Origin of the sequence: Pontibacter diazotrophicus, from assembly GCF_003367245.1 — a bacterium.
Classification (GTDB): Bacteria; Bacteroidota; Bacteroidia; order Cytophagales; family Hymenobacteraceae; genus Pontibacter; species Pontibacter diazotrophicus.
In genome coordinates this window covers 282,975-309,370 of sequence record NZ_QRGR01000007.1, presented here as the reverse complement: position 1 = coordinate 309,370, position 26,396 = coordinate 282,975, and the positions used below count along the sequence as shown (strand labels likewise).

General features: G+C 47.7%; 23 protein-coding genes. 11 read left to right on the top strand and 12 right to left on the bottom strand.

Features of this window, described 5'->3' with window-relative positions:
- The first annotated feature begins 23 nt into the window (after nt 1–23).
- Nucleotides 24–2,450: an ABC transporter permease gene (locus DXT99_RS07995; RefSeq protein ID WP_246000533.1), complete on the top strand. Its 2,427-nt coding sequence runs from the start codon at nt 24–26 to the stop codon at nt 2,448–2,450.
- Nucleotides 2,451–2,515: 65 nt separating this feature from the next.
- Here the strand turns inward: DXT99_RS07995 and DXT99_RS07990 are convergent, their stop codons facing one another.
- From DXT99_RS07990 to DXT99_RS07945, 9 genes are all read right to left on the bottom strand, one after another.
- A complete protein-coding gene (locus tag DXT99_RS07990) occupies nt 2,516–3,415 on the bottom strand; it encodes a carboxypeptidase-like regulatory domain-containing protein (RefSeq protein WP_181885066.1) in 900 nt (299 codons plus the stop codon).
- Nucleotides 3,416–3,903: 488 nt separating this feature from the next.
- A complete protein-coding gene (locus tag DXT99_RS07985) occupies nt 3,904–4,956 on the bottom strand; it encodes a glycoside hydrolase family 43 protein (RefSeq protein ID WP_115564993.1) in 1,053 nt (350 codons plus the stop codon).
- Between the two features lie 352 nt (nt 4,957–5,308).
- Nucleotides 5,309–6,691, bottom strand: coding sequence for an ABC transporter permease (locus tag DXT99_RS07980; protein ID WP_115564992.1), 1,383 nt, complete (start codon nt 6,689–6,691; stop codon nt 5,309–5,311).
- Between the two features lie 3 nt (nt 6,692–6,694).
- Entirely contained in the window at nt 6,695–8,116 is a 1,422-nt protein-coding gene (locus DXT99_RS07975) for an ABC transporter permease (RefSeq protein WP_115564991.1), read from the bottom strand.
- Nucleotides 8,117–8,118: 2 nt separating this feature from the next.
- Entirely contained in the window at nt 8,119–8,829 is a 711-nt protein-coding gene (locus tag DXT99_RS07970; protein WP_115564990.1) for an ABC transporter ATP-binding protein, read from the bottom strand.
- Between the two features lie 230 nt (nt 8,830–9,059).
- Nucleotides 9,060–11,492: a TonB-dependent receptor gene (locus DXT99_RS07965; RefSeq protein WP_115564989.1), complete on the bottom strand. Its 2,433-nt coding sequence runs from the start codon at nt 11,490–11,492 to the stop codon at nt 9,060–9,062.
- A gap of 87 nt (nt 11,493–11,579) precedes the next feature.
- The gene (locus tag DXT99_RS07960) at nt 11,580–11,858 is read right to left on the bottom strand and encodes a succinylglutamate desuccinylase/aspartoacylase family protein (protein ID WP_115564988.1); all 279 of its coding nucleotides are present in this window, start codon (nt 11,856–11,858) and stop codon (nt 11,580–11,582) included.
- Nucleotides 11,842–12,267, bottom strand: a complete 426-nt coding sequence (locus tag DXT99_RS07955; RefSeq protein ID WP_115564987.1) for a M14 family metallopeptidase — start codon at nt 12,265–12,267, stop codon at nt 11,842–11,844. Before DXT99_RS07955 ends, DXT99_RS07960 begins: the two co-directional genes overlap by 17 nt.
- Before the next feature lie 425 nt (nt 12,268–12,692).
- The gene (locus DXT99_RS07945; protein WP_115564985.1) at nt 12,693–13,007 is read right to left on the bottom strand and encodes a hypothetical protein; all 315 of its coding nucleotides are present in this window, start codon (nt 13,005–13,007) and stop codon (nt 12,693–12,695) included.
- A 481-nt stretch (nt 13,008–13,488) separates the two neighbouring features.
- On the opposite strand from DXT99_RS07945, the gene DXT99_RS07935 reads away from it, so the two are divergent.
- Entirely contained in the window at nt 13,489–13,710 is a 222-nt protein-coding gene (locus tag DXT99_RS07935) for a VF530 family protein (RefSeq protein ID WP_115564983.1), read from the top strand.
- 227 nt (nt 13,711–13,937) lie between these two features.
- A complete protein-coding gene (gene rluF / locus DXT99_RS07930) occupies nt 13,938–14,939 on the top strand; it encodes a 23S rRNA pseudouridine(2604) synthase RluF (RefSeq protein WP_115564982.1) in 1,002 nt (333 codons plus the stop codon).
- Nucleotides 14,940–15,119: 180 nt separating this feature from the next.
- Here the strand turns inward: rluF and DXT99_RS07925 are convergent, their stop codons facing one another.
- The gene (locus DXT99_RS07925) at nt 15,120–15,878 is read right to left on the bottom strand and encodes a cupin domain-containing protein (RefSeq protein ID WP_115564981.1); all 759 of its coding nucleotides are present in this window, start codon (nt 15,876–15,878) and stop codon (nt 15,120–15,122) included.
- A gap of 95 nt (nt 15,879–15,973) precedes the next feature.
- Here DXT99_RS07925 and DXT99_RS07920 point away from each other — a divergent pair, with 95 nt between their 5' ends.
- The 3 genes from DXT99_RS07920 to DXT99_RS07910 all read left to right on the top strand — a co-directional run bounded on the left by DXT99_RS07920 (nt 15,974) and on the right by DXT99_RS07910 (nt 20,510).
- On the top strand, nt 15,974–16,951 hold the full coding sequence (locus DXT99_RS07920; RefSeq protein ID WP_115564980.1) for a helix-turn-helix transcriptional regulator: 978 nt from the start codon (nt 15,974–15,976) through the stop codon (nt 16,949–16,951).
- A gap of 229 nt (nt 16,952–17,180) precedes the next feature.
- The gene (locus tag DXT99_RS07915; protein ID WP_147294186.1) at nt 17,181–18,050 is read left to right on the top strand and encodes a glycosyltransferase family 2 protein; all 870 of its coding nucleotides are present in this window, start codon (nt 17,181–17,183) and stop codon (nt 18,048–18,050) included.
- Between the two features lie 126 nt (nt 18,051–18,176).
- A complete protein-coding gene (locus tag DXT99_RS07910; protein ID WP_115564978.1) occupies nt 18,177–20,510 on the top strand; it encodes a glycoside hydrolase family 95 protein in 2,334 nt (777 codons plus the stop codon).
- A 294-nt stretch (nt 20,511–20,804) separates the two neighbouring features.
- On the opposite strand, the gene DXT99_RS07905 is transcribed toward DXT99_RS07910, so the two are convergent.
- Both DXT99_RS07905 and DXT99_RS07900 read right to left on the bottom strand, forming a co-directional pair.
- Nucleotides 20,805–21,008, bottom strand: coding sequence for a helix-turn-helix domain-containing protein (locus DXT99_RS07905; RefSeq protein WP_115564977.1), 204 nt, complete (start codon nt 21,006–21,008; stop codon nt 20,805–20,807).
- 4 nt (nt 21,009–21,012) lie between these two features.
- Nucleotides 21,013–21,648 carry a DUF2975 domain-containing protein gene (locus DXT99_RS07900; RefSeq protein WP_115564976.1) on the bottom strand — a complete coding sequence of 212 codons (636 nt, stop codon included), beginning with the start codon at nt 21,646–21,648 and terminating at the stop codon, nt 21,013–21,015.
- A gap of 232 nt (nt 21,649–21,880) precedes the next feature.
- Here DXT99_RS07900 and DXT99_RS07895 point away from each other — a divergent pair, with 232 nt between their 5' ends.
- From DXT99_RS07895 to DXT99_RS07870, 5 genes are all read left to right on the top strand, one after another.
- Nucleotides 21,881–22,309, top strand: coding sequence for a nuclear transport factor 2 family protein (locus DXT99_RS07895; protein WP_115564975.1), 429 nt, complete (start codon nt 21,881–21,883; stop codon nt 22,307–22,309).
- 9 nt (nt 22,310–22,318) lie between these two features.
- On the top strand, nt 22,319–22,891 hold the full coding sequence (locus DXT99_RS07890) for a pentapeptide repeat-containing protein (RefSeq protein WP_115564974.1): 573 nt from the start codon (nt 22,319–22,321) through the stop codon (nt 22,889–22,891).
- A gap of 423 nt (nt 22,892–23,314) precedes the next feature.
- Nucleotides 23,315–23,797, top strand: coding sequence for a GNAT family N-acetyltransferase (locus DXT99_RS07880; protein ID WP_181885065.1), 483 nt, complete (start codon nt 23,315–23,317; stop codon nt 23,795–23,797).
- 40 nt (nt 23,798–23,837) lie between these two features.
- On the top strand, nt 23,838–25,265 hold the full coding sequence (locus DXT99_RS07875; RefSeq protein WP_115564971.1) for an amidohydrolase family protein: 1,428 nt from the start codon (nt 23,838–23,840) through the stop codon (nt 25,263–25,265).
- A gap of 174 nt (nt 25,266–25,439) precedes the next feature.
- Nucleotides 25,440–26,393: a DUF2279 domain-containing protein gene (locus DXT99_RS07870; protein WP_246000530.1), complete on the top strand. Its 954-nt coding sequence runs from the start codon at nt 25,440–25,442 to the stop codon at nt 26,391–26,393.
- Nucleotides 26,394–26,396: the final 3 nt, after the last annotated feature.

Here is a 26,396-nt window from a genome sequence, read left to right as displayed (position 1 = left end):
GGAAGCTGAAGCCTGTTTTGATCGTGGCACATGTATTGGATAACACAAGGAACAAAGACTATGTTTATCACGCCTGCCTAACAGAAGTTATCATGTTCCAGCACAGCCTTCTCCTCATCTACAGAAACTTCAAACGGTTCAAAAGCACGTTTTTTATAAACCTGGCTGGCCTGTCTACAGGACTGGCTTGTACGCTGCTCATTTTCCTGTGGGTGAATGATGAAGTGAGCACGGATAAGTTTTATGAAAACGATAGTCAGCTCTTTCAGGTGATGACGAACCATGACAATTCGGAAAGCATTGAGACCTGGGAAAGCGGCCCCGGGCTTTTGGCGGAGGCGCTGGCGGAAGAATTGCCTGAGGTGTCGTATGCCGCCAGTTCTTCTATTATCCCTGATATGTTCACCATTTCTAAAAAGGAGAACCACATCAGCGCAACCGGTCAGTTTGTAAGCAAGGATTTCTTTCATGTTTTCTCCTATCACCTTATCCAGGGAGATAAAGACCAGGTGCTAAAAGACAAAAATGCCATTGTTATATCCGAAGCACTGGCGCTGAAGCTGTTTAATACCACGCAGAACGTTGTCGGCAAAACCGTAGAATGGCAGATTCTACAGTTCAAAAAACCGGTTGTTGTTTCCGGCGTTTTCGAAAACATCCCTCCTAACTCCTCTGCGCAATACGATTTTGTGCTCTCTTTTGAGGAGTTTAAAGACATGCTCGGAAGCGGGATACACTGGGATAATCATAACGCAGAGACGTTCCTGCTTTTAAGGGAAGGAACAGGTCCGCACCAGTTCAACAACAAGATTAGCGGGTTCATCAAAAGCAAGCTTCCAGCCTCCAATGTCTCTTTATTTATCCGGCCCTTTTCAGATAAATATTTGTACGACAACTACGAGAATGGCGTGCAGGCAGGAGGAAGAATAGAGTATGTGAAGCTGTTTTCCATGATTGCCATTTTCATACTCGTGATTGCGTGCATCAACTTCATGAACCTGTCCACGGCGAAAGCCTCCAGAAGAATAAAGGAAGTGGGCATAAAAAAGGCCATGGGTGCCAGCCGGGAATCACTTGTTTTCCAATACATGGGCGAGTCTATGCTGATGGCTTTTGCGTCGCTGATAGTTGCCCTTATGCTGGTAGAGCTTTCCCTGGCTCCTTTCAATCAAATTACCGGGAAGCAACTTGCCCTCTCTTTCGATGCGCACTTTGTTTTGGCTGCGCTTGGCGTCACCTTTCTTACCGGGCTTTTAGCAGGCAGTTACCCGGCCTTGTACCTTTCCGGCTTTAAGCCTGCCATTGTGCTAAGAGGTAAACTGGATAGCCTGGGGGGAGAACTGTGGGCGCGAAAAGGGCTCGTGGTATTTCAGTTTGCGCTATCAGTTATACTTATTGTGTCTGTTCTGGTTGTTTACAAGCAGATAGAGTATGTGCAGACCAAGAACCTGGGCTACAACAAAGACAACATCATTTATTTTAGCGCAGAAGGCAAGGTGCAGACCAACCTGAATACTTTTCTTTCAGAGGCAAAAAGAATACCGGGTGTTATACATGCATCCAGCGGGGGCAGTATCATCAGCGATCATGGCTCTACAATCGGTTTAATGTGGGAGGGGAAAAACAAGGATGACGTTGCTTTTCAAACAGTGGCTGTGAATTACGACATGATCGAAACGCTGGGTATAAACATGAAGGAAGGCAGGACCTTTTCAAGAGACTTCGGTGCAGACACCTCCAAAATCATCTTCAACGAAGCAGCCATTAAAGCTATGGGAATGAAAGACCCCATTGGCAAAGTGGTGAACCTGTGGGGGGAAGACAAGAAAATTATTGGTGTGGCAAAGGACTTTCATTTCCAGTCGTTGCATGAGCGTGTGAAGCCCATGTTTTTCAGATTAGAGCCAATAACTGCCATGAAGGTAATGGTGAAAATAGAAGCCGGAAGAGAAAAGGAGACTATTGAAAAGCTGCAACAGTTTTACACAGGATATAATCCCGGTTTTGTATTCGACTATAGGTTTTTGAACGAAGATTACCAGGAACTGTATGCTGCAGAGCAACGCGTGGCTGTGCTATCCAAATACTTTGCCGGGTTAGCCATTCTCATATCCTGCCTCGGCCTGTTTGGCCTCGCTGCTTTCACTGCCGAAAGAAGGCTGAAGGAAATAGGCGTACGAAAGGTGTTGGGGGCAAGTGAGTTCAACATTGTCTACCTGCTTTCGAGCGACTTCACAAAGCTGGTGCTAACCTCCATCCTCATTGCCTTGCCACTCAGCTACCTCATCGTAACCTATTGGCTTGACAACTTTGCATACAGAATAGATTTAGAGCTATGGTATTTCATGAGTGCCGGACTGATAGCACTGCTCGTTGCCTGGTTTACCGTTGGCATGCAGGCTGTAAAAGCAGCAAGAACAAATCCCTCTCAATGCCTGAAAGATGTATAGTTGACTTAAATTAAAAAGAACCCACTCCTATCCCCCCTCCAAGGAGCAGGGCCGCTGGGGATTGCTCACCTTTGGTATAGCAGGGTGGCATACATGCCGATGCTCTTCACATCAAGTAATGTCGATTTGCGAATCCTCCAGGGCTTCGCGCCCGCTGCCCGGTAATAGGTAACCTGTCCTTTGGGGGTTGTTGCAAAGGTCATGAGCGAGCCGCTGTTAAGCCTGGTGGTCTCCGAAAGCCACTCAATGATAAGGGCAAAGTCCCCTTCCACGGTGATGTTGTGTTTCTCCAGGTCCACCGTTATCCAGCCTGTGTGGTGCGGCTTAATGCTGATGATGGCTGGTTTAGGCAGAAGGTTTTGATGTGGCAGATTGTCTTTGATGGAGTAAAGCTTTACCCCCACCTTAACAGCTGCGTTACCCGAGCCGGCCAGGCCGAAGGAAACGCTTTGCAGCACAGCCTGCTTCCTTTTCACTTTGATCCGGGTGCCTATTTCCTGCCCAGGCCCCTCTGCTGACGCTGTATCTGAAGGGGTAAACTGATAATGGAAAGAGGTGCCTTCGTCTATGTGATATCCCACCCGCTGCGCTTTCCACTTTTGGGCCTTTGCAGTTATCTCTACCTCTTTCAGGCTCCTGTGCTTTGGCTCCAGAAATATTTTGGCATCACCCGCTCCTGCTTTTTCTAACAAAGCTTCTACTTTGTATTCACGGGAGACGTAGCCTAAGGAAGAAACCCTGAGCGCATGTATCCTGTCTTCCGGACGCAACAACAGCGTGAAGTAACCTTTGCCATTGGCCTGAACATGGTGCTCCCTCCCCACGACAGAAACAGAGGCAAAAGGTATAGGTGTGTTCGTTGCTTTGTCCAGGATGGTGCCTTTGATGCTTATTTTATCATCCTGGAACAGCCCGGCATTTAGTTCGTGGTTTAGCTGTAGGATAGGCTTAATGCCAATTGGCATCAACACAAACAGAAGAAGGCAATTAAAGGCCCATAGCTCTCTATGTCTAAATAGTCCTGAAAGGGAAAGATGTACAGGTTTCGTTAGTTGCATTTATAAAAATAGGGTTATAGCAAAGACAGACCTGCTGTGTCTAATGCCGGCAAGCAGTTAGTAAACCGCAGCATGAGTTTGTAAGTCTCTTTTTCTAAACGACCCTAATCTTAATCAAATGGTTGCTTTCCAACTTTTCTCCCGCCTAAAATGACGAAGCAAGAAGAGGCATTTTTAAACGGATAAACCACAAAACCATTGAATGGCAACTCTGTGTAGAATTGCCATTCAATGGTTTTGTGGTTTGATTACCAGGAAACAAAAGACTCAACAGGAAGACAAGAGGTAGCTGGGGTTTAGGAGTAAAACTCCATGATTTAAGTACCATCTAAACGCCTGATGGATCCATTGAAAATCTCTTGTCTTTCTAATTAGTGATACGAACGTTAAGAATACTATTGCTTTTTTGACTGCTCTAACGCCGTTTCATCGTCACTCAAATCCTGACCAAAATCAGGCATACCATCCTCGGTCCATCTCAAAACCCTGGCACGGGTATGGCGGTTAGGATCGTATAACGGTTCTCCATCAATCTCTTTATAGTCGCGGGCATGGTAAATCATGATATCGGTTTTGCCATCCTCAGCCACTGTGAAGCTGTTGTGCCCCGGACCGAAACGCTTCAGCTCTTCGTTGGTGTAAAATACCGGTTCGGGTAATTTGTTCCAGGAGGCAGGGTCCAGAAGATCAGCATCCTCGTCGGCCCAAAGTAAACCTATGGCGTAATTGGCATCGGTGGCACTGGCCGAGAAGGTTACAAACACCTTCCCATTGCGGATAAGTACTGCCGGGCCCTCATTCACATTATGTCCAATCCTTTCCCACGCATATTCAGGTTGGGAGATTACGACCTGCTTGTCAGCAAGGGTAGTTGGGTTGGTCATTTCGGCAATATACAAGCCTGTATTCACCTCCTTATCAGATGCCCTATCCACCCAGATATGGTAGCGTTGGCCTTTATGCACAAAGGTGGTAGCATCGAGGGTGAACTCATTCCTATCGCTAACCATCTCACCTTCCTCTGTCCATTCGCCCTGTGTGGGATCCTCCGACGGGTTTGACAACACATATTTGCGTATGGCCCATTTGTCCTCAGCCGAACCAGCTGCAAAATAGATATACCATTTTCCATCTATCCGATGCAGTTCAGGAGCCCAAATGTGATTGCCCATAGGACCTTCGTTGTGCTTGCGCCATACCACCACCGGTTCCGCTTCTTTTATGCCATTGATGGTTTCTGACTTGCGTATCTCAATGCGGTCATATTCAGGCACTGTGGCAATAAAGTAATAAGTACCATCGGCAGCTTTCGTCACAAACGGATCTGCTCTTTGTAAGGCTATCGGATTGTCGAATTGCTTCGTCTCCGATTTTTGCGCGTTCATTGTACATCCGCTGACAATGAGCATCACCGCAAGCGTAAGTTTTAAGAGTTTGATGTAGTTCATTTTGTTTATGATGATAGTATTAAAGCAGAAATATCCTGCAATCTAGCTTTATTAAGTATAAACGTAAAAAATACATTTATATTTAATTACCCGGTAATGGTTCTGCAATGCTTGCCAATAAAGAGCAACTTAGAACATTGCACCTCATAAACTGTGGGAGTAGAAGATAAAGTCCATAAACCATACCAAGAAAATTGCCCTTCCCAGAGCCATAGCCGAAGATAGCCCGGCGTAGCTGCCGCCAATAATGATAACATCGAAGTTTGTACTGCCAATCTTAGAATCAAATTGTTATTTATAAACGAACAGGTAAGAGCGAACGCTCCTATACCTCACTTTATTTATAAGCGCCTTACTTCACACTTGCCTCTTTTACCCTGAAAAGCAACAAAGCCACTGCATACACCAGTAGCACGCTCACTACTAGTTTTACAAGCCCACTATATGCCGTAGCAAAATCGGGGGAACTGGTAAAGCTGTGCCTTGGCTCCCCGTCGTAATCGGCATGCGTGAAAGCTACCTGGTTGAACAGGAAAGGGTAATAGTACTCCCGAAGTGAATCGTGGTAACGCGAAGCACTTTGAAGGAAGGCCAGGTGCGAAGGCAGGTCTGAACCAGCCATCGCGTTAAAGATACCCTGCACATTCACGGGCACCGACAACACGTTCAGTTGCGCTACCAGTTGGTGACGTGCCTGCAGGCTCTCCTGGTAATCTCTTGCCAGGTCTTCCACCGCCACGTCTCCCAGGTGCTGAAAGGCATAGTACCAGCGCCAGGCAAAGCGCCCCTGAATTTCAGTGGTATCGGTCCACTGCGGGTAATGGGCGAAGAACTTATTCATTGTTTCCCGCTTCGGTTTATCCCAGCCTGCGTGCACCACTTCCCGCTGTTTAATGGTTAGCTCCAATGCCTGCGGCACGGGCTGTTTCACGGCCACATACACGTTCAGCAGGGCTGGTATAATGATGGTTAGCAGCAGCCACACACCCAGCAGGGTAACAGCGTTGAAAGCAGAGTTTTTCTGCAAAGCCGCCACCAGGAAAGCCACTCCAAACCAGAAGAGGCAGTACAGCAGTACCACTCCTAACCATATGCCTATCCGCACATCGGGCACTACCTGCCCCCAGACCATGGCAACCACTGAAAGCAACAGCGCCAGCCCCAGCACCAGCATCATCCGGAAGGTTAGCTTGGCTCCTACTACCAAAGGCAGGCTGATGGGCTGCGACAGCAACAAGGGTAACGTGCCCTGCTCCTTCTCCGCTGACAGGATGTTAAAGCAAAGCCCAATGATGAGCAAGGGGAACAGGTATACCAGCACAAAGGCCAGGTCGAAGTTACCTGACAGGACTTTGAGCGGGTTGATGTTCTCGGTGTCGTATAGCTGCGACTGCAGGTTGAGCAGGCGCAGTTTGAGGTAATAGGGGTTCACGTCGCGCTGCCCCAGGGAGAGGCTGGCCCAGGAGTCCGGGTGGTTGACGGCAAAGGTGGAGTGGTAGTATCCAATATCCCCTGCGTCGGCATCACCCAAGAATTTCACCTTCATCTCTTCCACGTTATGCTCCGTCAGCACGTCAAGGGCTGCTATGTTTTCCCGCTGCCTTTCTATTTCTGTGGTGCCGTAATAAATGCCGTACAGGCCTGCAAACAGGGTAAGTGCTGTTAGAATCAACAGCCCTTTATCGGCCCTGAAGTTGAGCCATTCATATTTTATCAGTATCCGGAATATCTTCATCGTTTAAGCTACTTTTGTTTTGTCAATCAGCCTGATTCCTACTGTGCTCACCAGCACCAGCCACAGCAGCATGGCTCCTAAGGATAATAGATGGTTGCCAAGCGCCCATCCCGCAGGCGGCGTCTCATAGGTGAAAGGGGTAAAATCTTTCCAGGTCTCGCTGCTCAGGCGGGTTTCTTTGTCGCCGTACTTCAGCTGGGTAGCCTGAATGTGGTTCAGCTTTTGGGATTGGTTGTAGCGGTACTGCTCAGCCATCTTCTGGAAGTGTATGAAGTGGCTGAAGTCAGACCCCGCCATGCCCATGGATAAATGGCGCACGGCCAGGTACGGGTTCAGCAAACCGACATACTCCGAGATACTGTTCTGCTTCTCAAAGGTGCCCGTCAGCTCATCGAAATGCTCCTGAAACACATGGCTGCTCTGCTCCTCTCCCAGCGCCATCAAGATACCATCGAAGTTCACAGGCAGCTCCTCCAACGTCTCGACATTATACTTTTCCAGCAGCTCCTGCTTCAGGGCCTCCGCCCGTTCGTCCTGTGAGTTATGCCCGTCTATACCTTTGGCCACCTCCTCATGCACATCGGCTTCCATCTGCGCCTTGGTGGGAGTGGTATACAGATTGGCCCCCAGGTTGGCCGCCGCCTTTGGCGTAATGACACAAAAGAGAATCCAGATACCCAGCAAGGTGACCAGTGCCGTGCTGGAACGCTGATGCAGTGCCGACACCACCACCGACAGCACGATAAAAATAAAGAAGTAGACCAGGTAAAAGAGCATAAACAGCAGCAGCCTGATTACTACATCTCCTCCCAGTTCAAAACCGCCTCTGCCAAACAGCAGCAGGCTGGCCAAAGCTAAAGCAGGTGCCACCACCAGGGCCACCACTTTACTGTAGCCGGCTATCTTGGCCCAGGCCATCTGCCGGAGCGATATGCCCTGGCTCAGCAGAATCTTCAGCGTTCCTGTTTCTTTTTCCTGGGTAAAGGCCCCGAAGCACAGGAAAATAATGAGCAGCGGGATGAGCATCTGCAGCACAAAAGCCACCGTCATCTCGCCGAAGCGGATGAGCGAAGAAGACTGCTGCGCCTGGCTGAAGTTGGCGCTGTTCTGCCGGTGCGCCTCCATGTATACAGAGGCACCCGTGTAAGAATCCATACCGAAGTCCAGGAAGCTGATGCTGGACTTTGGCCGGAAGGCATAGGAGCCATAGTGCGCCATGCGGTGCGGGTGACGGTCAGCGGCGCTTACAAACTGGTCGTTTACCGTTTCCTGTGCTGTGTCACGCTCGGCCTGTAAGGTTTTATAGCTGTGCAAGCCCACGATGGTGGCAGCCAGCAACAACAGCAGCACTATCACGCTCAAAGCAACGAAGCGGCTGTCACGGAGGGTGCTGACGAATTCTTTTTTTGCGATACTTTTCACCATTCTTAAATGTGCATGTGGTTGAGGTATAACTTTTCCAGTTCGTTTGCCTCCAGGTCGGCGGCAGGCAACACATCCACCAGCTCACCCTCCCGCATGATGCCTACCCGCGTACCGACTTCTTTAGACCGGAAGATATCATGCGTGGCCATAAAGATGCCGGTGCCTGCGTCGCTAAGCCGCAGCAGCAACTCAGAGAACTCGTTGCTCGCCTTCGGGTCGAGGCCAGAGGTAGGCTCATCGAGCAGCAGCACCTTGGCGTGTTTGGCTACCGCAATGGCGATGCCCACCTTCTGCCGCATGCCTTTGGAGTAACCGCCCACCCTGCGGCTGGCAGCTTCTGCAGGCAAGCCTGAGCGCACCAGGTACTCCATCAGCTCCTCTTTAGAGTAATCGAACCCTGCCAGGCTGCTGAACAAGGCCAGGTTCTCCAGCCCCGTCAGGTTAGGGTACAGCATCACGTTCTCAGGTATGTAAGCCAGGTACTTTTTTACTTCCGTAACATTTCTGGCTACTTCCAATCCGTTTATGTAGGCGGCCCCCGAGGTAGGTGTAATAAAGCCCAGGAACAGGTTGATGGTGGTGGACTTGCCCGCACCGTTCTGCCCCAGCAGGCAGAATATCTCACCGGCCCGTATTTGCAGGTTCAGGCCCTTAAGCGCCAGCTTGTCCTGGTAAACTTTGCTGAGTTGCTTTGCTTCTAAAACAAATTCCATAAGGTATGTCTCTTTAGTTTTTCCGGTTGAATGATAAACTTCAATTGTTAGTGTTTTTTGTAGCTAAAATAAACCTGCCCCTCCAAGGAGGGGAATTTCGAACTTCAAAAGATGATTCCCCTCCTTGGAGGGGCAGGGGTGGGTCTTCAACGGTAGTGAAATGTGCACATCGCAACTTGAGTTATTTAAAATCTTCTGCCGCTGGTGCGAGTTTGCCCAATCCCATATCATTAAAAAGTATACCCCACTGTAGCCATATAATTTCTCGGAGCGCCCGGGCTGGAGCGGAAGTAATCATACCCGCCCACAAAATATTGCGCGTCCAGCACATTGTTCAGGTTAAAGCTGAACTTAAACTTATTCACGTTGTAGAACAGCGCTGCATTGGCCACGGTGTATGCAGGCCAGTAGTCCCAAATCAGTTCGCCTGTGTTCACCTGGTTTACCTGCACCTCCATGCGCCGGCGGCTGACGTGGTTACCACCCACTGCCACACCGAAGCCTCTTAAAGCAGGAATAGTGAAAATATACTTTGCCCACAGCCCCGCCGAATGCTTTGGAGCATTGGCAGCCATTATTCCCTGTTCTGCACTTAAATCTGAGTGCAGCACCTCGGTATGGTTATAGGCATAGTTAGCGTTCAGGCTGAAGTTGGGCATGAGGTTTCCAGTCAGCTCCAGCTCCGCTCCCTGCGACCTTGTTCTGCCGTTCTGCCGGTAGATGGGGTTTCCTTCCTCCGTCAGTTGAAAGGTATTGACAAGGGTATTTCGCTTTTCAATCTGATATACCGACAGTGTGGCAAACAAAGCTTTCCGGAAGAACTCCCCTTTCAGGCCCGTCTCTACCTGGTAGCTGGATTCGTTACGGAAGGGTTCGCTTCGCCCGTAGCGCTCGGGGTACTTGATGTACTGTGGGTTGATAGGCCTGAAGCCCTGGCTGTAGCTGGCGAAGTAATTCAGGTTGTCGCGCAGCGAATAGGTTACCCCCACACGTGGCAGCAGCACGTTCTGCTGAATGTTTTCCTCCCCGTCTCCGTAGTCCCGCTTGTCCCGGAACATCTCGTAGCGAAGGCCCAGCAGCAGGCCCAGCCGCTCCGTCACCTCTAGCTGGTCCTGCACATACAGGCCGGTGGTATGGTACACATTGTTGATGTAGTCGATGAAAAACTGTGGCAACGGGCGGCGGATATAGTTACTGGAGTTCTTCATCTCGTACACCGGGTTTTTCAAATCAAAAGTAAGCGGCACCGCCTCGCCATCTATCAGCTGCTGGCGGGCTTCAAACATGGTGCTGTTCTTATCGGTGTCGAACTTCACGTAATCAGCTCCCAGTGCCACTTTATGGCTGATGCGGCCTGTGCGCTGCGCCAGAGAGAAATAAGCTGAAAAGTTATCGGTATACTCCTTGGCCAGTCGCTCGAAGTAGCGCAGGTTCATCACCGTGTTCAGCGGGGCATCAGCAAAGGTGTTCAGCGTGCGGTGCTCCCGAATGTCCTCTGCATAGGCGAACTTCATGTAGGCAGCGTTGAAGGATAGCCTGTCGTTCATCTTGTGGTTCAGCGAGGCATTCAGCGACAGGTCGTTTACTCTGAAATGGTCGTTGGGCTGATTAATTGCGAAGGATGAGGGGAGCACATACAGGTCACCGCCTTGTATGGGCAGCCCCCGGTCCAGGTATCCGTTGAAGCTGCTGTACACCACCTCCGCGTTGATGGTGGTATTGGCTGTAGGGCGGAAAGTAACCGTAGGCGCAATCAACAGTGACTTCCGGTCGTTTCCCACCCGAAAGGTTTTGGTGTCTTCGTAGCCTATGTTCAGGCGGTACAGCATGGTTTTATCCTCGTTCAGCGGTCCTGTAAAATCCAGGGTAGACCGCATCGTCTGGAAACTGCCCACCGAGAAGCTCACTGCTTTCCGATTCTCCTCCAGCGGCTTTTTGGTGACCATGTTGATGGTGCCGCCCGGGTTAATGTCACCAAACAGTGCTGCACCAGGCCCTTTCAGCACCTCCACCCGTTCCAGGTTAACAGTAAGCGGCACCCGGAAAAAGCCATTGCCGTAGCTGTAGCCCGAGCGCAGGCCATTCACCAGGCGGAAGCCGCTTTCATACCCGTTCCGGAACCCGCGCACCGTCAGGTCATCATAGCTGGAGTACTGGTTTACCCCGGCCACGTTCTGTACCACCTCATTCAGCGTAAAAGCCTGCTGGTCTTCCATCAGCTCTTTGGTGACGGTGGAAATAGTCTGCGGCACGTCTATCACCAAACTGGCTGTTTTCGTGCCGATAAAGCTGTACTCGCTCTTGTAGGTGGTTTCCTTACGGCCCAGCACCTCCACCTCCTGCAGCGCATTGGAGATGGCTTTGAGGCGGAAATCAACATGAGCGTACGGAGCTTCTCTGCTCAAAATCACGTGCCGCATCTCCTCCCTAAAGCCCAGGCCCTTCGCAATGACTGTAAATTCCCCAAAGCTCAGGCCGCTGATTGTGAAAGCCCCATCGGGCTGTGTAACAGCAACCTGGCTGTTTTCTTTTAGGAGAAGGGTGATGCCTTCAATCCCATTTCCGTTGCTGCCTGTTACCTGTCCGCTAATGGAACCCGTATTTTGGGCCACAGCAGCAATCTGGAGCAGGAGCAGCAATAATATTCCTATATATTTTTTCATATTGGTTTTTCTGGAATGGATAAGCAAGGCTGGGCCGATTGTACAAAGCCGGCTGCGGTATGCTCTCTTACTATTTTTGATAAAGATTTAGTTAGTGTGCCCGATGCTAAACAGGCCGTCGCCTTTTTTGATGGGCGGGTTGAAGGTCTTGTAAAGTATAACACCGTCTGTCGGGCAGGTGATATCGGTCACATGATTGCCGAACAGGTCGGTGACGTAGCCCAGCTTCATCCCCTTCTTCACAAAATTTCCGCTGGAAAGGTCGCTGTAGAAGAACCCCTCGTGCTCACTGTCAACAGAAGTGCGTTTGGCTATCATCATTGGATTTTCCACGGAGGCTGGTTTACCATCAAGGAATAGTGCCATTGGATTTGCCCGGGAAAACGCGGTTCAGGTTCTTGCCGTCCATGGGGTTCACCCTCAGGCCCCGGTGCAGAAAAGCCGGCACGTTGGCCATATGCACCAGCAGCACAGTACCGCTCATTTTGGTTGGGTCCAGTTGCCTGGGCAGTTGCTGGGCAGCCATGATAGGTGCGTACTCCATGCCGTGCACACCTGCCGTAATGCCCAGTACCGGTCCTCTTTTGCTCCCGTGGAAAACAGTAACAGGTATAACTGTGCTGTCCTGCCCACTGACTACTGGCAGTAAAAACGACTGTTTGGTACCGGGTTTCACTTTATCGCCGGCAAAGAGGAAAGGCTTCACTTGTGCATGTGCTGCACCACTAATAATCAGAGATATAAACAGGAAAAAGTATATAAATGAGGTTTTCATTTTAATGCTGAAACTTTAAAAAAAAGTATGAGGACAGGGAAATGGAGGAAAAGCACGGGAAGGCTTCCTGGCACTTTGGCAGTGGCAGCCTTCATGGAAATGACCATCATCATCTATGTGATATCAGTCTGCTGCTTCGCTGTTTTGTATCAGCTTACAGAAGAAAGTATGGCCACAGCCATGCCTTGCGAACGCCAAAATGCTTCGCTGCCTGCAGGTACCATAAGACTGAAAAGGATAATCCGTTGTGCTTTCCCAGCTATAGAAATGCATCAAATTTGCCTGTTGCGCTTTACTAAAGCATAAGCTGCAACACCCTGCGTGTACAGCGCAGGACATAGAGTTCCTTCTTACAGCCACGCAATAAGGCCGTAAAGGAGCCACCACAATCTTGTGCAGGCTATTTTAATGCAAACAAGTGGGAGCTACGCTAGTGGAGGCCCACGCAGGTAGGTATTGTTGGGGAAAGTAAATTTCCAAGCGAAACTATAGGGATGTATATAGTGGCCTGATTTGGGGGCTAATACTAACTCTGAAGAGAAGGTATGAAGAGCGAATTCACTGTTGCTGTAACCATCCACATCACAGTGCACGTGCGCTTTACCAATAGTGACTTCTGAGGTTGGTTTGTCCTCTGTGTGCTCGTGCTCATGTAGTGCCAGTATCGCAACCTCAGGCGTCAGTACTCTGCAAAAGAGCACCAAAAGCAAATAGGCGATATAGGACTGGCAGCTGTTCATTTAAATACAGTCGGGTTTTCTTTTAAAGGCCTGGGGAAGCAAATTTCTGCATAGCAAGAAGCAAATATTTTAATATTGTTCTTTAGTAGGAGAAAGACCTGATTGTGTTGCAATGTTAAAGATAAGCTTTTGAGTTCGCAACTAAATTGCAATAACTTTCCATAAACAAATGATAATCCCAGATAGAATCAATCAAGACGTATCAGAGATGTAATTATAGTTAGTGATGAAGTTTACCGTCTGTAGATTGTCAAAGAAATACGTTAGCTCTACCTCCATCCTATCCTGGGCCTGCTGCATGGAGCCGAACACCTTGCCAGTATAAAAGCCTATACCTGAAAAACATAGCACCTGCCTGACAAAGTCACTCCAGTAAACTATTGCGGTTCCGGCTTTACCCTGCTTATAACTTTCATGTTTGGCTTTCGCTATAATTAAAGTGTTTAGTTTGCTGTATTTAACTAATTTTGCGAGGAATACGATGGAAGAACAGAAGAACAACCCTTTACATGGCAGAACCCTGGAGATGATCCTGGTTCAGTTAGTGGATTATTATGGCTGGGAAGAACTGGGGTATAAAATCAATATCAATAGCTTTAACAACAACCCCAGCATTAAGTCCAGCTTAAAGTTTCTCCGTAAAACACCCTGGGCTCGTCAAAAAGTAGAAGATCTCTATATCAGAATGATAAACAGAAGATAGCCTGCGCTTGCTGTGCCTGGTTTATTCCTGACGGATTATTAACAAATTCCCGAACATCTTCGCAAAAGCCAGCCGCTGTAGTTTTACATGAATGATGTTATAGACGAAACCTGTAAGCTTCTTTCAGAAGACAGCATCTTCTCTCACGCTTTGTCATCAATTTCGTAAGTATAAAATAAGGGCTCCTCTATTTAACAACCCTACACCATACATTATTAAGAAATCACATGTCTGAAGATACCTCCACACGATTAAATAAATTTATTAGTGAATCCGGCTTTTGCTCCAGAAGAGAGGCCGACCGATACATTGAAGAAAAGCGTGTCACCATCAACGGTAAAACAGCAAAGATGGGTGCCACCGTAAAAGCAGGTGACAAAGTTGCGGTAGACGGAGAAACAGTTAAATCCAGAAAACCGACTGATAAACCAATTTACATCGCTTTCAACAAGCCCGCTGGTGTTACCACCACCACCGATCCGAAAGACAAAAACAACATCATTGATTTTATCGGTTTCCCGAAGCGCATCTTCCCGATTGGTCGCCTGGACAACCCGACAGAAGGGCTTATCCTGCTGACCAATAACGGTGATATCATCAACAAGATTCTGCGGGCAGGCAACAACCACGACAAGGAATACATTGTAACGGTAGACAAGCCTGTAACTCCTGAATTTGTGGCAAAGATGAGCAGCGGCGTGCGCATTCTGGAAACCGTAACCAAGCCGTGTTATGTGCAGCAGCAGGGCAAAAACGTTTTCAAGATTGTCCTGACGCAGGGCCTGAACCGCCAGATCCGTAGAATGTGCGAGGCGCTGGACTACAAGGTGGTAAAGCTGAAGCGTGTCCGGGTGATGAACATAAAGTTGGGAAACCAGCCTGTAGGCAACTGGCGCTATCTGACACAGGAAGAAACCGACACACTGCATCAATTGGTGGCAGAGTCTGTGAACACTGAAGACGCTTCTTATCTTGATTTCGAGGAAGCGGCTGAAACACCTCAGCGTCCGGCTATCAGACCGAAGGCTGCCTTCAGCAAGCCGAAGGGAGCGCCTGCCAAACCCAAAGAAACATTTGTTAACCCGAAGTCAGCTTCGCTTCGAAAAAAAGGTGCAGCCGGTAAAACGAGCCGCGGTCCTGGAAAACCTAATGAATCGACCGGGAGAAATAAAGGTGCAACAGGCAAGCCAGGAGGCTCCTCCGGCAGATCGAAAGGCCGAAGCAGATAAGAAACTTCTGGTTTAGAATAACTCAAAATCCCCCTGCTGCTTGAGAGCCGCAGGGGGATTCTTTGTTGATAATACATCTCTATCCGGCTATGTACATAACTGGGTTTTACTTATAAACAGACAGGAAACGGTTCCTGACCAATGAACGACATGGCTGCACCAGGTGAAGTAAGACCGATGCTACTTAAAATACTTCTCAAGTGTTTTATCTTCACCTTTCCACTGTGCCACTTTTGCCAATGATTTTACTAAGGGTTCCTGAATAACTGCCGGTACTCCTCCATAATAGCTTTCACTGTACCCCAACAGGAGCGCCATGTGCCAGGGGTTATTTGCCATACCATTTTCGTCTATTAACCCGTCGTTGGCGAGGCCGTAGCCGATTCTGATGGTCTTTTCAAGCCCCCGCGCAGGTTCGGTTCTCACGAGAAGGGTTGCCTTAGCAGAAGAAGGGTTTTTGAAGAAATGTACCTGGTTTTTAAGCGCAGTAGCTTTTTCTCCTTTTGTTAGTATCAGTTCCTCTCCTTCCAGCCCTATCATCATTTCACCTGCTTCTACCTGAAAGTGCTCATGAAACGTTTTATGGTAATGCCAGCCGTTTCCTCCCCCAGGTTCCAGTTCCACCCTTACCAGTTCATATGCACCGTTTGTATCAGCCCCTGTTTTAAGAAAGGTAACGCTATAGTTTCCGGCGCTGTTGAACAAGGTCCGGTCTTTTCGGTCTCCTACGCTCATGTCCAGTTCCGGCAGGAAAAAGGCAAAAGAGACCAGGGCTAAATAAGAGAAACTGAGCAGGAATACCGGAAAGCCGATAATGGTGTACATCAGCTTAACGAGCAGCCGTGTATTTCTCTTCCAGATTTTCTTTACACCGGTTGGGTAGAACAGGTAATATGCCACCTGCACCAGATAACTGCTACTTACTGTTAGACTTTTCATAGTTTTATCGTTGTTATTACATTGTAGAATTAATGCAAATTTCTATCTTAGAGGCATATTTTTGTTTAGGATAAAAGGATTCTGATTTATGAAAGATGGATAAAATTCTTTCTGAGAACTGGGCCAACATCTTCAGTTTGAAGGAGCAGCGTATGGTTTACCAGGGAACCCGGTACGCTGAAGCAGAATCTATTTTACAAGAGCCCGGGCTTGCTACTTTTAAAATCAATACCGTTACTACACCCGGCATTGTCCTCAACAGAATGGATTTGACCTGCGAGCAGAAGCTGCATATGGTGGATGACCAGGTAGCGGAAAGCCTTCAGGCAGTTTTTTTGCTAAAGGGCGAACTTGAGTCAAGGTTTAGCACCCTAAGCAAACCTGTCAATATCCTTCAGAAAAGCCATAGTCTACAGTATAACACGTGTTTTCAGGGAGAGCATATTATACAAGCAGGAAGATTTGATGTGTATAACCTCATCTTCGACCTTGAGTTTTTTAAAAACATAGTGCAGGATACTGCGTCTGGCCCTATGGATGCATTGGCAAACAAGGTAGAGAAGAAGGAAAGCTTTCTGGTTACACCTGCCCTGCTGGAAGTGCAGCCCCGCATGGTCGAAATTATTCAGACCTTGCAGCACAATCCCTTCCAAGGCCTTACCCGGTACATTTACATTGAAGCCAAACTGCTGGAACTGTTTGCACTCCAGATGGAGCATATAGCGCTAACAGGTCAGTCGGCCAAGCAGGATCAAATTCTTTTGCCCGACAGGGAAAAGCTAAAAGCGGTGCGGGACTTTATTGAAGAAAACTATCTTTTGCCGCTGCGCCTTTCTGACCTTTCCCGCCAATTCGGCCTGAATGATTTTAAACTGAAGAAAGGCTATAAGCAACTGTTCTGCACAACAGTATTCGGCCATATTCAACAGCTACGCATGCAGAGGGCAAAACAGCTGTTATCCGAAAAGCAAATGAACGTTTCTGAGGTAGCACTTTTTATCGGCTACAATAATATAGGCAGTTTCTCAGCTGAGTTTAAAAAGCAATTCGGGTATTCTCCCAGCAAAATATGAGTGGCAGGGGGCTCGTTCGTACTAAACTGTTCAATTATCCTAATTTTATATTACATTTATTTATCAAAGTGATGCAAAGGAAACAGCGTTGAGGTTGTAATTAGTAAGCGGTTAGAAATTAACCAGATTTTAAAATTCAATATCAGCGTGTATGCTCCGGCCCTTTGTATGAGATGCAAATCATTTTAATTAAGAGTTAGCCGATTTGGAAATAGATAAACCTAAGAAATTGAAGAATAGCATTTCCTTTATTATGCCCTGCTTTAACTGTTCTGCTACCATGGACGCGTCTATTATGTCTATTATCAACACGAACTTTGAGGAGGGTGATGAGATAATACTCATAGATGATGCTTCCATTGACGACACGTATGCCAAAGCACTTTCTTATAGCAATAGATACAGCTTTATTAAGGTATTAAGGCATCATAATAATAAAGGAACTGCCGCCGCAGGCAGAAATACAGGTATAGATCAGGCAAGTTCTGATTTGATATTTTGCCTGGATTCTGACAATATCCTGAGGCCAAACAGCATTAGAGTGCTGAAGGAGTTCCTGGTTGCCAATGCGTTAGACGCAGCTGCATTTGGCAGAATCGACTATTTTTCAGAAAACTCCCTGGAGGTTACTTCCTCCTGGATACTGACAGAAAAGCTAAGCTTTATAGATGCATTGAATGATCCCATGAAGACTCCATGTGGGTCAGGTAATTACTTATATACAAAAGCGCTCTGGAAAAAAGCAGGAAGACACAATGAGTTTTTAGGTGGTGCCTATGATTCTGAACTCTTTGGTTTAAAGATATTAGCAGAAGGAGCTAAATTCTGGACATTGCCTGAAACCAGCTACTTACACAGGAATGGGTATGAATCAACTTACATGCGTGAGTATAGCAAAAGAAACGCTTCTCTTTTGTTTTTGGCTGGACTTATAGATTACTGGAACCAGGTACACGAAGACGATGTGGATTATATTTTTGGTAAAGGAAGGCTAACCTGGATGGACAACATAGCCCAAAAGCCTTTAAGACCAAAAAGCAACAAGAAGAAGAGTATCTACAAGAGAGTTGTAAAAAAGTTAAAAAATCAACTCTTGTAATCATCGTTGACCATCTGTAATACTAACCTACTTCGTGAACAAAGAGACAGAAAGCCTTATAGAAGACCTCATTTAATTTTACACTTACACTTATTCCAGAAAAACCATTTGATTTAATCACCTAGCATGCACCTGCAAAGCCTCCATAACTTACGATTCCTTCTCCTACTCCTTTTTCTCCTCATCCTTTACCCTGCCGTAGCCCAGGAAAAACAACAGGCGCCTGATGACCTGAAGTTGTGGTTCAGCCACCCTGCGACTAATTGGAACGAAGCACTGCCTGTCGGCAACGGCAGATTGGGAGCCATGGTATTTGGTGGCGTAGCAACAGAGCGGCTGCAGCTGAATGAGGAGTCTGTCTGGACAGGCAAGCCGGCTGACTTTGTGAACCCGGAAGCACGCGCTAACCTGCCAAAGGTACGGGCACTGCTTTTTGCTGGCAAATATGCGGAAGCACGGGATCTCGCCCAGGAGAAAATGATGGGCGACAAGAAAATACACAGCACCTACCAGACACTGGGCGACCTGCAGCTGGATTTTGGCCCCATCACCAAAGATATAACTGGCTACCGCCGGGAACTGGACCTGGAGACGGCCGTAGCCAAAGTGACTTACCGCGCAGGCGATGTCTCCTTTACCCGCGAAATCTTCTCCAGTGCCCCCGACCAAGCCCTGGTAGTGCGGCTCACGGCCAGCAAGCCCGGCGCCCTGGCCTTTGGGATTAACCTGAGCAGACCCGGAAACAAGGCAAAGCTGGAATTGGCCGGCGATGAAATCATTATGAGCGAACATGTAGGCGATGGAACAGGCGTCAGGATGGTGGCGCGTGTAAAAGTGCTGCAGGAAGGTGGTACAAAAGATGCAGCTGGAGAAAGCATCCGGATAGAAGATGCAGACGCCGTCACGCTTCTTTTAACGGCCGCTACAGATTACAAGGGCAATGACCAACTGGCTATGGCTGCCACACAATTAGCTGCCGCGGCAAAGAAAGATTATGAAGCCCTAAAGAAGGACCATATAGCAGATTACCAGCAATATTTCAAGCGTGTCGATTTGCACCTAGGCACAACCGATGCGGCTTATTTCCCCACCGATGCCCGCCTGGTAGCGATGCAGAACGGCAACATCGACCCACAGTTGGTGCAGCTGTATTACCAGTTTGGCCGCTACCTGCTCATCAGCAGTTCACGGCCGGGTGGCTTACCAGCGAACCTGCAGGGCATTTGGGCCGATGGCCTCACCCCTCCCTGGAGTGCCGACTACCACATCAATATCAACATTCAGATGAACTACTGGCCCGCAGAGGTCACTAATTTGTCGGAGATGCACATGCCCTTCCTGACCTTTTTAGATGCGCTGCGCCCCGATGCCCGCAAAACTGCCCGCGACATGTATGGCATAAAAGGAACAGTGGCCCATTTCACAACAGACCCGTGGCTTTTCACAGAAACCTATGGCGAACCGCGTTGGGCGATGTGGCCGATGGGCATGGCCTGGAGCGCACAGCATTTGTGGGAGCATTATCTGTTCACAGAAGACAAAGCCTACCTGAAAGAGCTGGCTTACCCCGTCATGAAAGAAGCCGCTGAGTTCTGCGCCAATTGGCTGGTAGAAAACCCGGAGACGAAGCAACTGGTTTCAGGACCTTCCATTTCGCCAGAAAACACTTTTAAGACCGAAGACGGTGAAGTAGCCACCATGGTGATGGGACCGACGATGGACCATATGATTATCCGGGATTTGCTCGGCAACACCATTGCCGCAAGCAAAGAATTGAACAAAGACGCTGCCTTTCGACGTCGACTCGAAAAGATACTCACCCGCTTAGCGCCCACCAGGATCGGGAGCGATGGCCGCATTATGGAGTGGACGGAAGAGTTCGAAGAAAATGAACCGGGCCACCGCCACATCTCGCACTTGTTTGCCCTGCACCCCGGCCGGCAGATTACAAAGCAGCAGCACCCGGAGCTAATGGAGGCCGCCCGTAAAACCATCGACTACCGCTTATCACAAGGGGGCGGGCACACTGGCTGGAGCCGGGCCTGGATTATCAACTTCTTTGCCCGCTTACAAGATGGCGAGGCAGCACATGACAACCTGCTGGCCCTTCTGCGCAAATCCACGCTCCCCAACCTTTTCGACACGCACCCGCCCTTCCAGATCGACGGCAACTTTGGGGCAACAGCCGGCATCACGGAGATGCTGATGCAGAGCCACGCCGGGGAAATACAGTTATTACCCGCCTTGCCTGCCGGCTGGCAGCAGGGCCACATTCACGGCATTGTAGCCCGCGGTGGCTTTGAGGTAGACCTGAATTGGGAGGCGGGGAAACTGAAGCAGGTGAAGGTGCTTTCTAAACTGGGCAACCCCTGCCAGGTTCGTTACGGAGACCAGGTGGTCACGCTCCAAACAGAGAAAGGCAAAAGCTATGTGCTGGATGGAAATCTAAAGCAGCTGTAACTACGGTTCAATTTCGCTTTACCTGGCCAGGGCCAGAGCAAAGTAGAAGATACCACCTGCCCTACTCTGTGAAAGATATCCTGTTACGTTTTTTCCTATGAAGTGATTATGAGCAAAATCATCGGTTAAATAATACCATTATCAATTAAATGCTGCGCATGAGGCCGTTCTAGAGATAAACGTTATTACTTGGACCCACCCCTACCACCTCCTCGGAGGGGTAAGGGTGGGTTTCCTGTGTTCGAGAAGATGGATGACTTCATACGCGCACTCCTTACAATAAGTAAGTCTGGTTTATTCCTTATACTCCAGAATATCGCCGGGCTGGCACTCCAGTTCGCGACAAATAGCTTCGAGGGTGGAGAACCGGATGGCCTTCGCCTTGCCCTGTTTCAGAATAGACAGGTTAGACATGGTAATGCCTACCCGCTCCGATAATTCAGTCAGCGACATTTTCCTTTTCACTAAGAGTAAATCCAGGTTGATGAATATCGGCATGACGTTAAACGGTTAACTCTTGTTCTTCTTTCATGCGCGCTCCAATCCGGAATATTTCGGCAATAACCAGCACAATTAAGCCTACAAATAAAGTCTTTAGATCAATGCTCAAATGTGCGCGTATGCCGGAGCCGTCGAGCAGAAAATTATGTTGTATAAACCAGTTCACAAAGGCATCGTGCGCAAAAGAAGTAACAGGCTCTAACATGATCAGAAAGGCAATCAGGCGGAGTCGCTGTGCATTTTCAACCACAAAGGGGTCGTTCTGAGTCAGGCTTTTAAAAAGTTTGCGCAACAGGTAGGTGACGGTTAGGGAAATAGAGAAGGCTATCCACATCGACAGCAGGTTAAACCCTATTATCTGTTTACTGCTTTGGTGGCTGAAAGTAAGTTTTCCGGTGTCTAATTCCAGATTAGCAGCAGATATATTCTCAGCTACGGAAGCAGTCGTCACATCTATCGACCGGCTTTCCGTTAGTCTTACTTCCACTGTTTCAGGGGTAGGTGCAGTAGTATTGCTAAAAAATTTAAAGGTAATGGCAACTGTTAATAGTATAAGAAAGAAAATCTGAATATACCAGGCTGCGGTAATAATGAACTTAATGAAGGACGCCAGTGAATATTTTCCTAAAGTTCTCATCGTATTTACCTCCTTTCAATTGAATGACTACACTAAGGAAATAAATTTTTATCGAACATCATAATTTATTTATTGATAATCAATAAATAATTACTGATAAGAGGCAACAAAGTTTTATCAGGCACTTGACGTCACCTTTTAAAAATGTATCTTGCTGATAAAACAGATACAGTAAGAGCGGATTTTCGCTATTTCTCTTTAATCAGTTTCATTTTATAAAACCTATAGGCGCATGTATCTCAAGTATTTTTTCATTTTCATCTTACTGGCAGTAACTTCTTTCTCAGCGCAGGCACAGGCACAACAGGATGAAGCATCTGTTCTCGCCCCTGTTAAGCTGCAGTTGCAAGGCTATAACAACCGCGACATCGACACTTTTGCAAAAGCCTTCAGCGATACCGTAAAAGTGTACCGGCAGCCAGGGGTGCTCAGCTATCAGGGCAGGGAGGAACTGAGAAAAAGATACGGCCAGATGTTTGCAAACACGCCTGATTTACATTGTGAAGTGGTAAACAGGATTATAGCAGGCAACGTGGTCATTGACCACGAGAAGGTAAGACGCAGCAAAGATCAGCCCCGGTTCGATGCCATTGCAGTGTACAGAGTGAAGAACAATGAAATTGTAGAGGTGACCTTTATCTCTCCCGACAAAGCCCAATAGCACCACAGAATGAAGGAAACACACCACAGTGACAAGACTTTTGATAAAATAAATTACTCGAACAAGGTTGTGTCGGGGAGAGAGTTTGAAGCCTGTACCTTTACCAACTGCGACTTTTCGGGCAGTAACTTTTCCGGCAACGACTTTATTGACTGCCGGTTCGAAGACTGCAACCTGAGTATGATGCGGCTGGAGTACACCGGATTGAAAACCGTTGAATTCCATAACTGCAAAGTAATGGGCGTTGACTTCAGCGCCTGTAATGAGTTTCTTTTCTCTGTCAGCTTCAGCAACTGCATCCTCGACTTTGTTTCTTTCTTCAGAAGGAAAATCAGGAAAACCACCTTCGATGGCTGTAGCATTAAAGAAGCTAACTTTACCCAATCTGATTTAACCGGCTCCGCATTCAGCGATTGTGACCTGAGCCAAACAGTCTTTGACCAAACAATATTAGAAAAGGTAGACTTCCGGTCGGCCAGTAATTTTTCCATAGACCCTGACATGAACAAGATTAAGAAAGCGAAGTTTTCCCTGACAGGGCTGCCAGGCTTGTTAGACAAACACGATATTGTTGTGGGGTAGTATAATTAATCTCCATTGCTATACACTTATGTTTCTATATATTAGTATTTTCTAATATATAGAAACATAAGTGTCATACATGTCAAAGCAAGAACTTATCGCCTTCGTTAAAAATGCGCTCCTCCTGTTCGTGATAATGGTTTTTTCTTTCCTGTTCTTTGATCTATATGTAGAGATCAAAAAAACAATCATGGGGATTCCAGTATCAAAAGAAGATGTTTTGGAAAGTATAAATCTGCCCCGAAACCTCCCCGTTATTATTGCGATCACTGTTATTTTAAGCTATCGGAAACACAGAAAAGACAATAATCGCACGAGCTCTTCCCGCAGGTAGGTTTGTAGCTTCTTCACAATGCTTTGAAATGCTGCCTGACCACAACAAGTGCGGGTAGTTATTGCGTATATCACTCAAAAACCTGCCCAGTGATTATAGAAGCCGAACCCGAGGATATTGATGAAGTGTATGAACTGTGGCATGAGCTGCTGGAGTTTCACCAGCCCCACCACCCGGTTTTCAGGTACAAACCCAACAGCGAACAAGTACTGAAAAAAGAACTGCTGGCAAGGCTGAAAGACAAAGACACGCGCATTTTCGGATATGTGCAGCAAGACAACTGGCGAGGTATGATTATAGCAACCTTAAAACAGGCTGCACCTGGCTTTAAACTTTTAAAAAAAGGCTACATAGCAGAGACTGTTGTGCAGGAACAGTACAGGGGCACGGGCATTGGCAATGAATTGGTAGAAGCAGCTAAAAAATGGCTGACAGACAATGGAGCCGACCACATTGAACTGCAGGTATCTGTTAAAAATAAAGCCGCTATCCGTTTCTGGGAGACACAAGGTTTTAGCCCTTCCACACAGCACATGATACTGGATCTTTCTTCTAAGGCTAAAAAAAGTTAAATTCGAAGACCTGTAGTACCTTTTTACTTATCCTCCTGACATGAAAATTCATTCTTTTCTTGCCGTATTCCTTAGTAGCCTTTTACTGGCAGGATGTGCCACTACCCAACAAGTTAACCGCGACCTTATCATTACGAACGCAAACATAGTGGATGTAACTGCAGGCGAAGTGCTGACTGGCAAAACGCTTGTAATAGATGAAGGCGTTATTCAGGAAATTTCAGACACGGAGGCAGCAAACAGATACAATGCAACTGCTACCATAGATGCGCAGGGCAAATACATTATACCGGGCCTTTGGGACAACCACATTCACCTGCGTGGCGGTGAGGCTTTGGAAGAAGAAAACAAGAACCTGCTGCCGCTCTTTATTGCCAATGGCATTACGACCGTGCGCGATGCCGGCGGTGACCTGTACCCGGCTATCCGGCAATGGCGGGACCAGATAACAGCGGGCGAACTGGTAGGACCCCGAATTATTACAGCAGGCCCTAAACTGGACGGGCCCAACCCTGTCTGGGAGGGTTCTATTGAAGTAGCCACGGTGGCGGAAGTACCCGCGGCCCTGGACTCACTGCAGCGATTGGGAGTAGACTTCGTTAAGATTTATGACAGCACTATTTCGGGGGATGTTTTCCTGGCTATTGTAAAAGAAGCAGAGGCAAGAGGCATGATGACGGCAGGACATATGCCTTTCACCGTTTCCCTTGGTGAGGCCATCGACAGTGGCCTTGATATAACAGAGCACCTATATTATGCTTTTAAGTCAGGTTCTCCACAGGAAGACAGCATCACTAACGTTATACAAGCCAGTTACGAAACAGAAAAACCTGTTGGCTTCTACACGGCCCTCGACTGGCTTTATGATTCTTATGATCCGGCCACCGCGCAAAGCTTTTTCCAGCGCATGGCTGCTGCTAATGCTGCTGTGGTGCCTACCTTACACATCAGTGAGGTGCTGGATAACCTCCATCAGGACGACCACAGCACAGACGAGTATCTGGCATACATTGGAGAAGGAATTGAACAAACATACGCCCGCCGGATTAACAGCGCCAAACGCCGTTCAGCGGAATCGATACAATTTATGAACAACCTGAACAGCAGGTTTCATACCCTTGTGCCCGCCATGCAGGCTGCAGGCGTCACCATACTGGCAGGCTCCGATGCCGGCGCTTATAACTCTTATGTGTATCCTGGCATTTCGCTGCACGAAGAGCTGGAGCAAATGGTAGAAGCCGGCCTCACTCCTGCCCAGGCGCTCCGCACGGCTACTATTAACGGCGCTCAGTTCATGGGGAAATCAGCACAATATGGCACTGTAGAAAAAGGGAAAGTGGCGGATCTTGTTCTCTTGGAGAAAAACCCGCTTGAGGACATAAGCCATACCCAAAGCATACATACTGTTATTTTCGGAGGAAAAACTTATACCAACGAGGCCCTGCAAGGGCTTCTTCAGGTTAATTAAAAATACGCTGTACCCCTATAAAACTATTCTAATAAAGCCCTTTGCCACTTTTTTGGGGCAGAGGGCTTTAATTTTTATTTACACAAAACATTTTTTTACGTTAGTAATTAATTACTATGTCTATAGTAGTAAATAATTACAACTAATTTTTAACTTATCCTCAACTTAAGCAACTTGGAAGCAGGCAGTTACTTCACCTTTTTTTCTCGCTGGAGGAAATACAAGTTATCCCACTTTACTGCTTTTATACTACTTGCTCAGCTCTTCTCATCAACTGGATTTGCCAACACTATTCCGGCAGACACCTTAACGGCAGATCAAAAGAATATCCGTCAGGCAGGAGTAGCGACAGGCTTTGCGGCAGGTTACGGAACAAGCCTCATACTCCTGCACCAGGCCTGGTATAAGCACGATCCCCCTTCTAAATTTCATTTTCATAATGACTTGCATTACTGGAACCAGGTTGATAAAGCAGGGCATTTCTGGACCGCCTTCCACCAAAGTCGTGCAGGTGTAGACATGCTGGGTTGGGCTGGTGTATCAGAAAAAAAAGCGATTCTTTACGGCAGTATGGTTGGCCTTCTACTTCAGACACCTATTGAGGTTTTCGATGGCTATGGTGAAACATATGGGGCTTCCCTAAGCGACATGGGAGCTAATACTCTTGGCTCTGTGGCGGTAATGGCACAGCAGCACCTATGGAAAGAAATACGCATTATGCCCAAGTTCTCCTTCCATAAAACCCCTATTGAACTTCAGCGCCTGGAAATGCTAGGCGAGAACTATTTTGAACAAATGCTGAAAGACTATAACGGGCAAACCTACTGGCTTTCTGTTGATATTTCTGCCTTTCTGCCTCCTGAGAGCCGTTACCCGAAGTGGCTGAATATGGCGGTGGGGTACGGAGCCGAGGATATGGTGGCAGGTAGTCCCTCTGAAAATACAAAGATGGGCTACAAATCATACCGCCAATACTACCTCTCGCTCGACTTAAACCTAATGAACATTAACACCCGCAGCAACTTTTTAAAAAAGGTGTTCTATGTGTTGAGTATTCTCCATTTACCAGCTCCCGCCCTGGAGTTTAACAGCAAGCAAGGCCTCGTCTTCCATCCTATGTATTACTAAGGC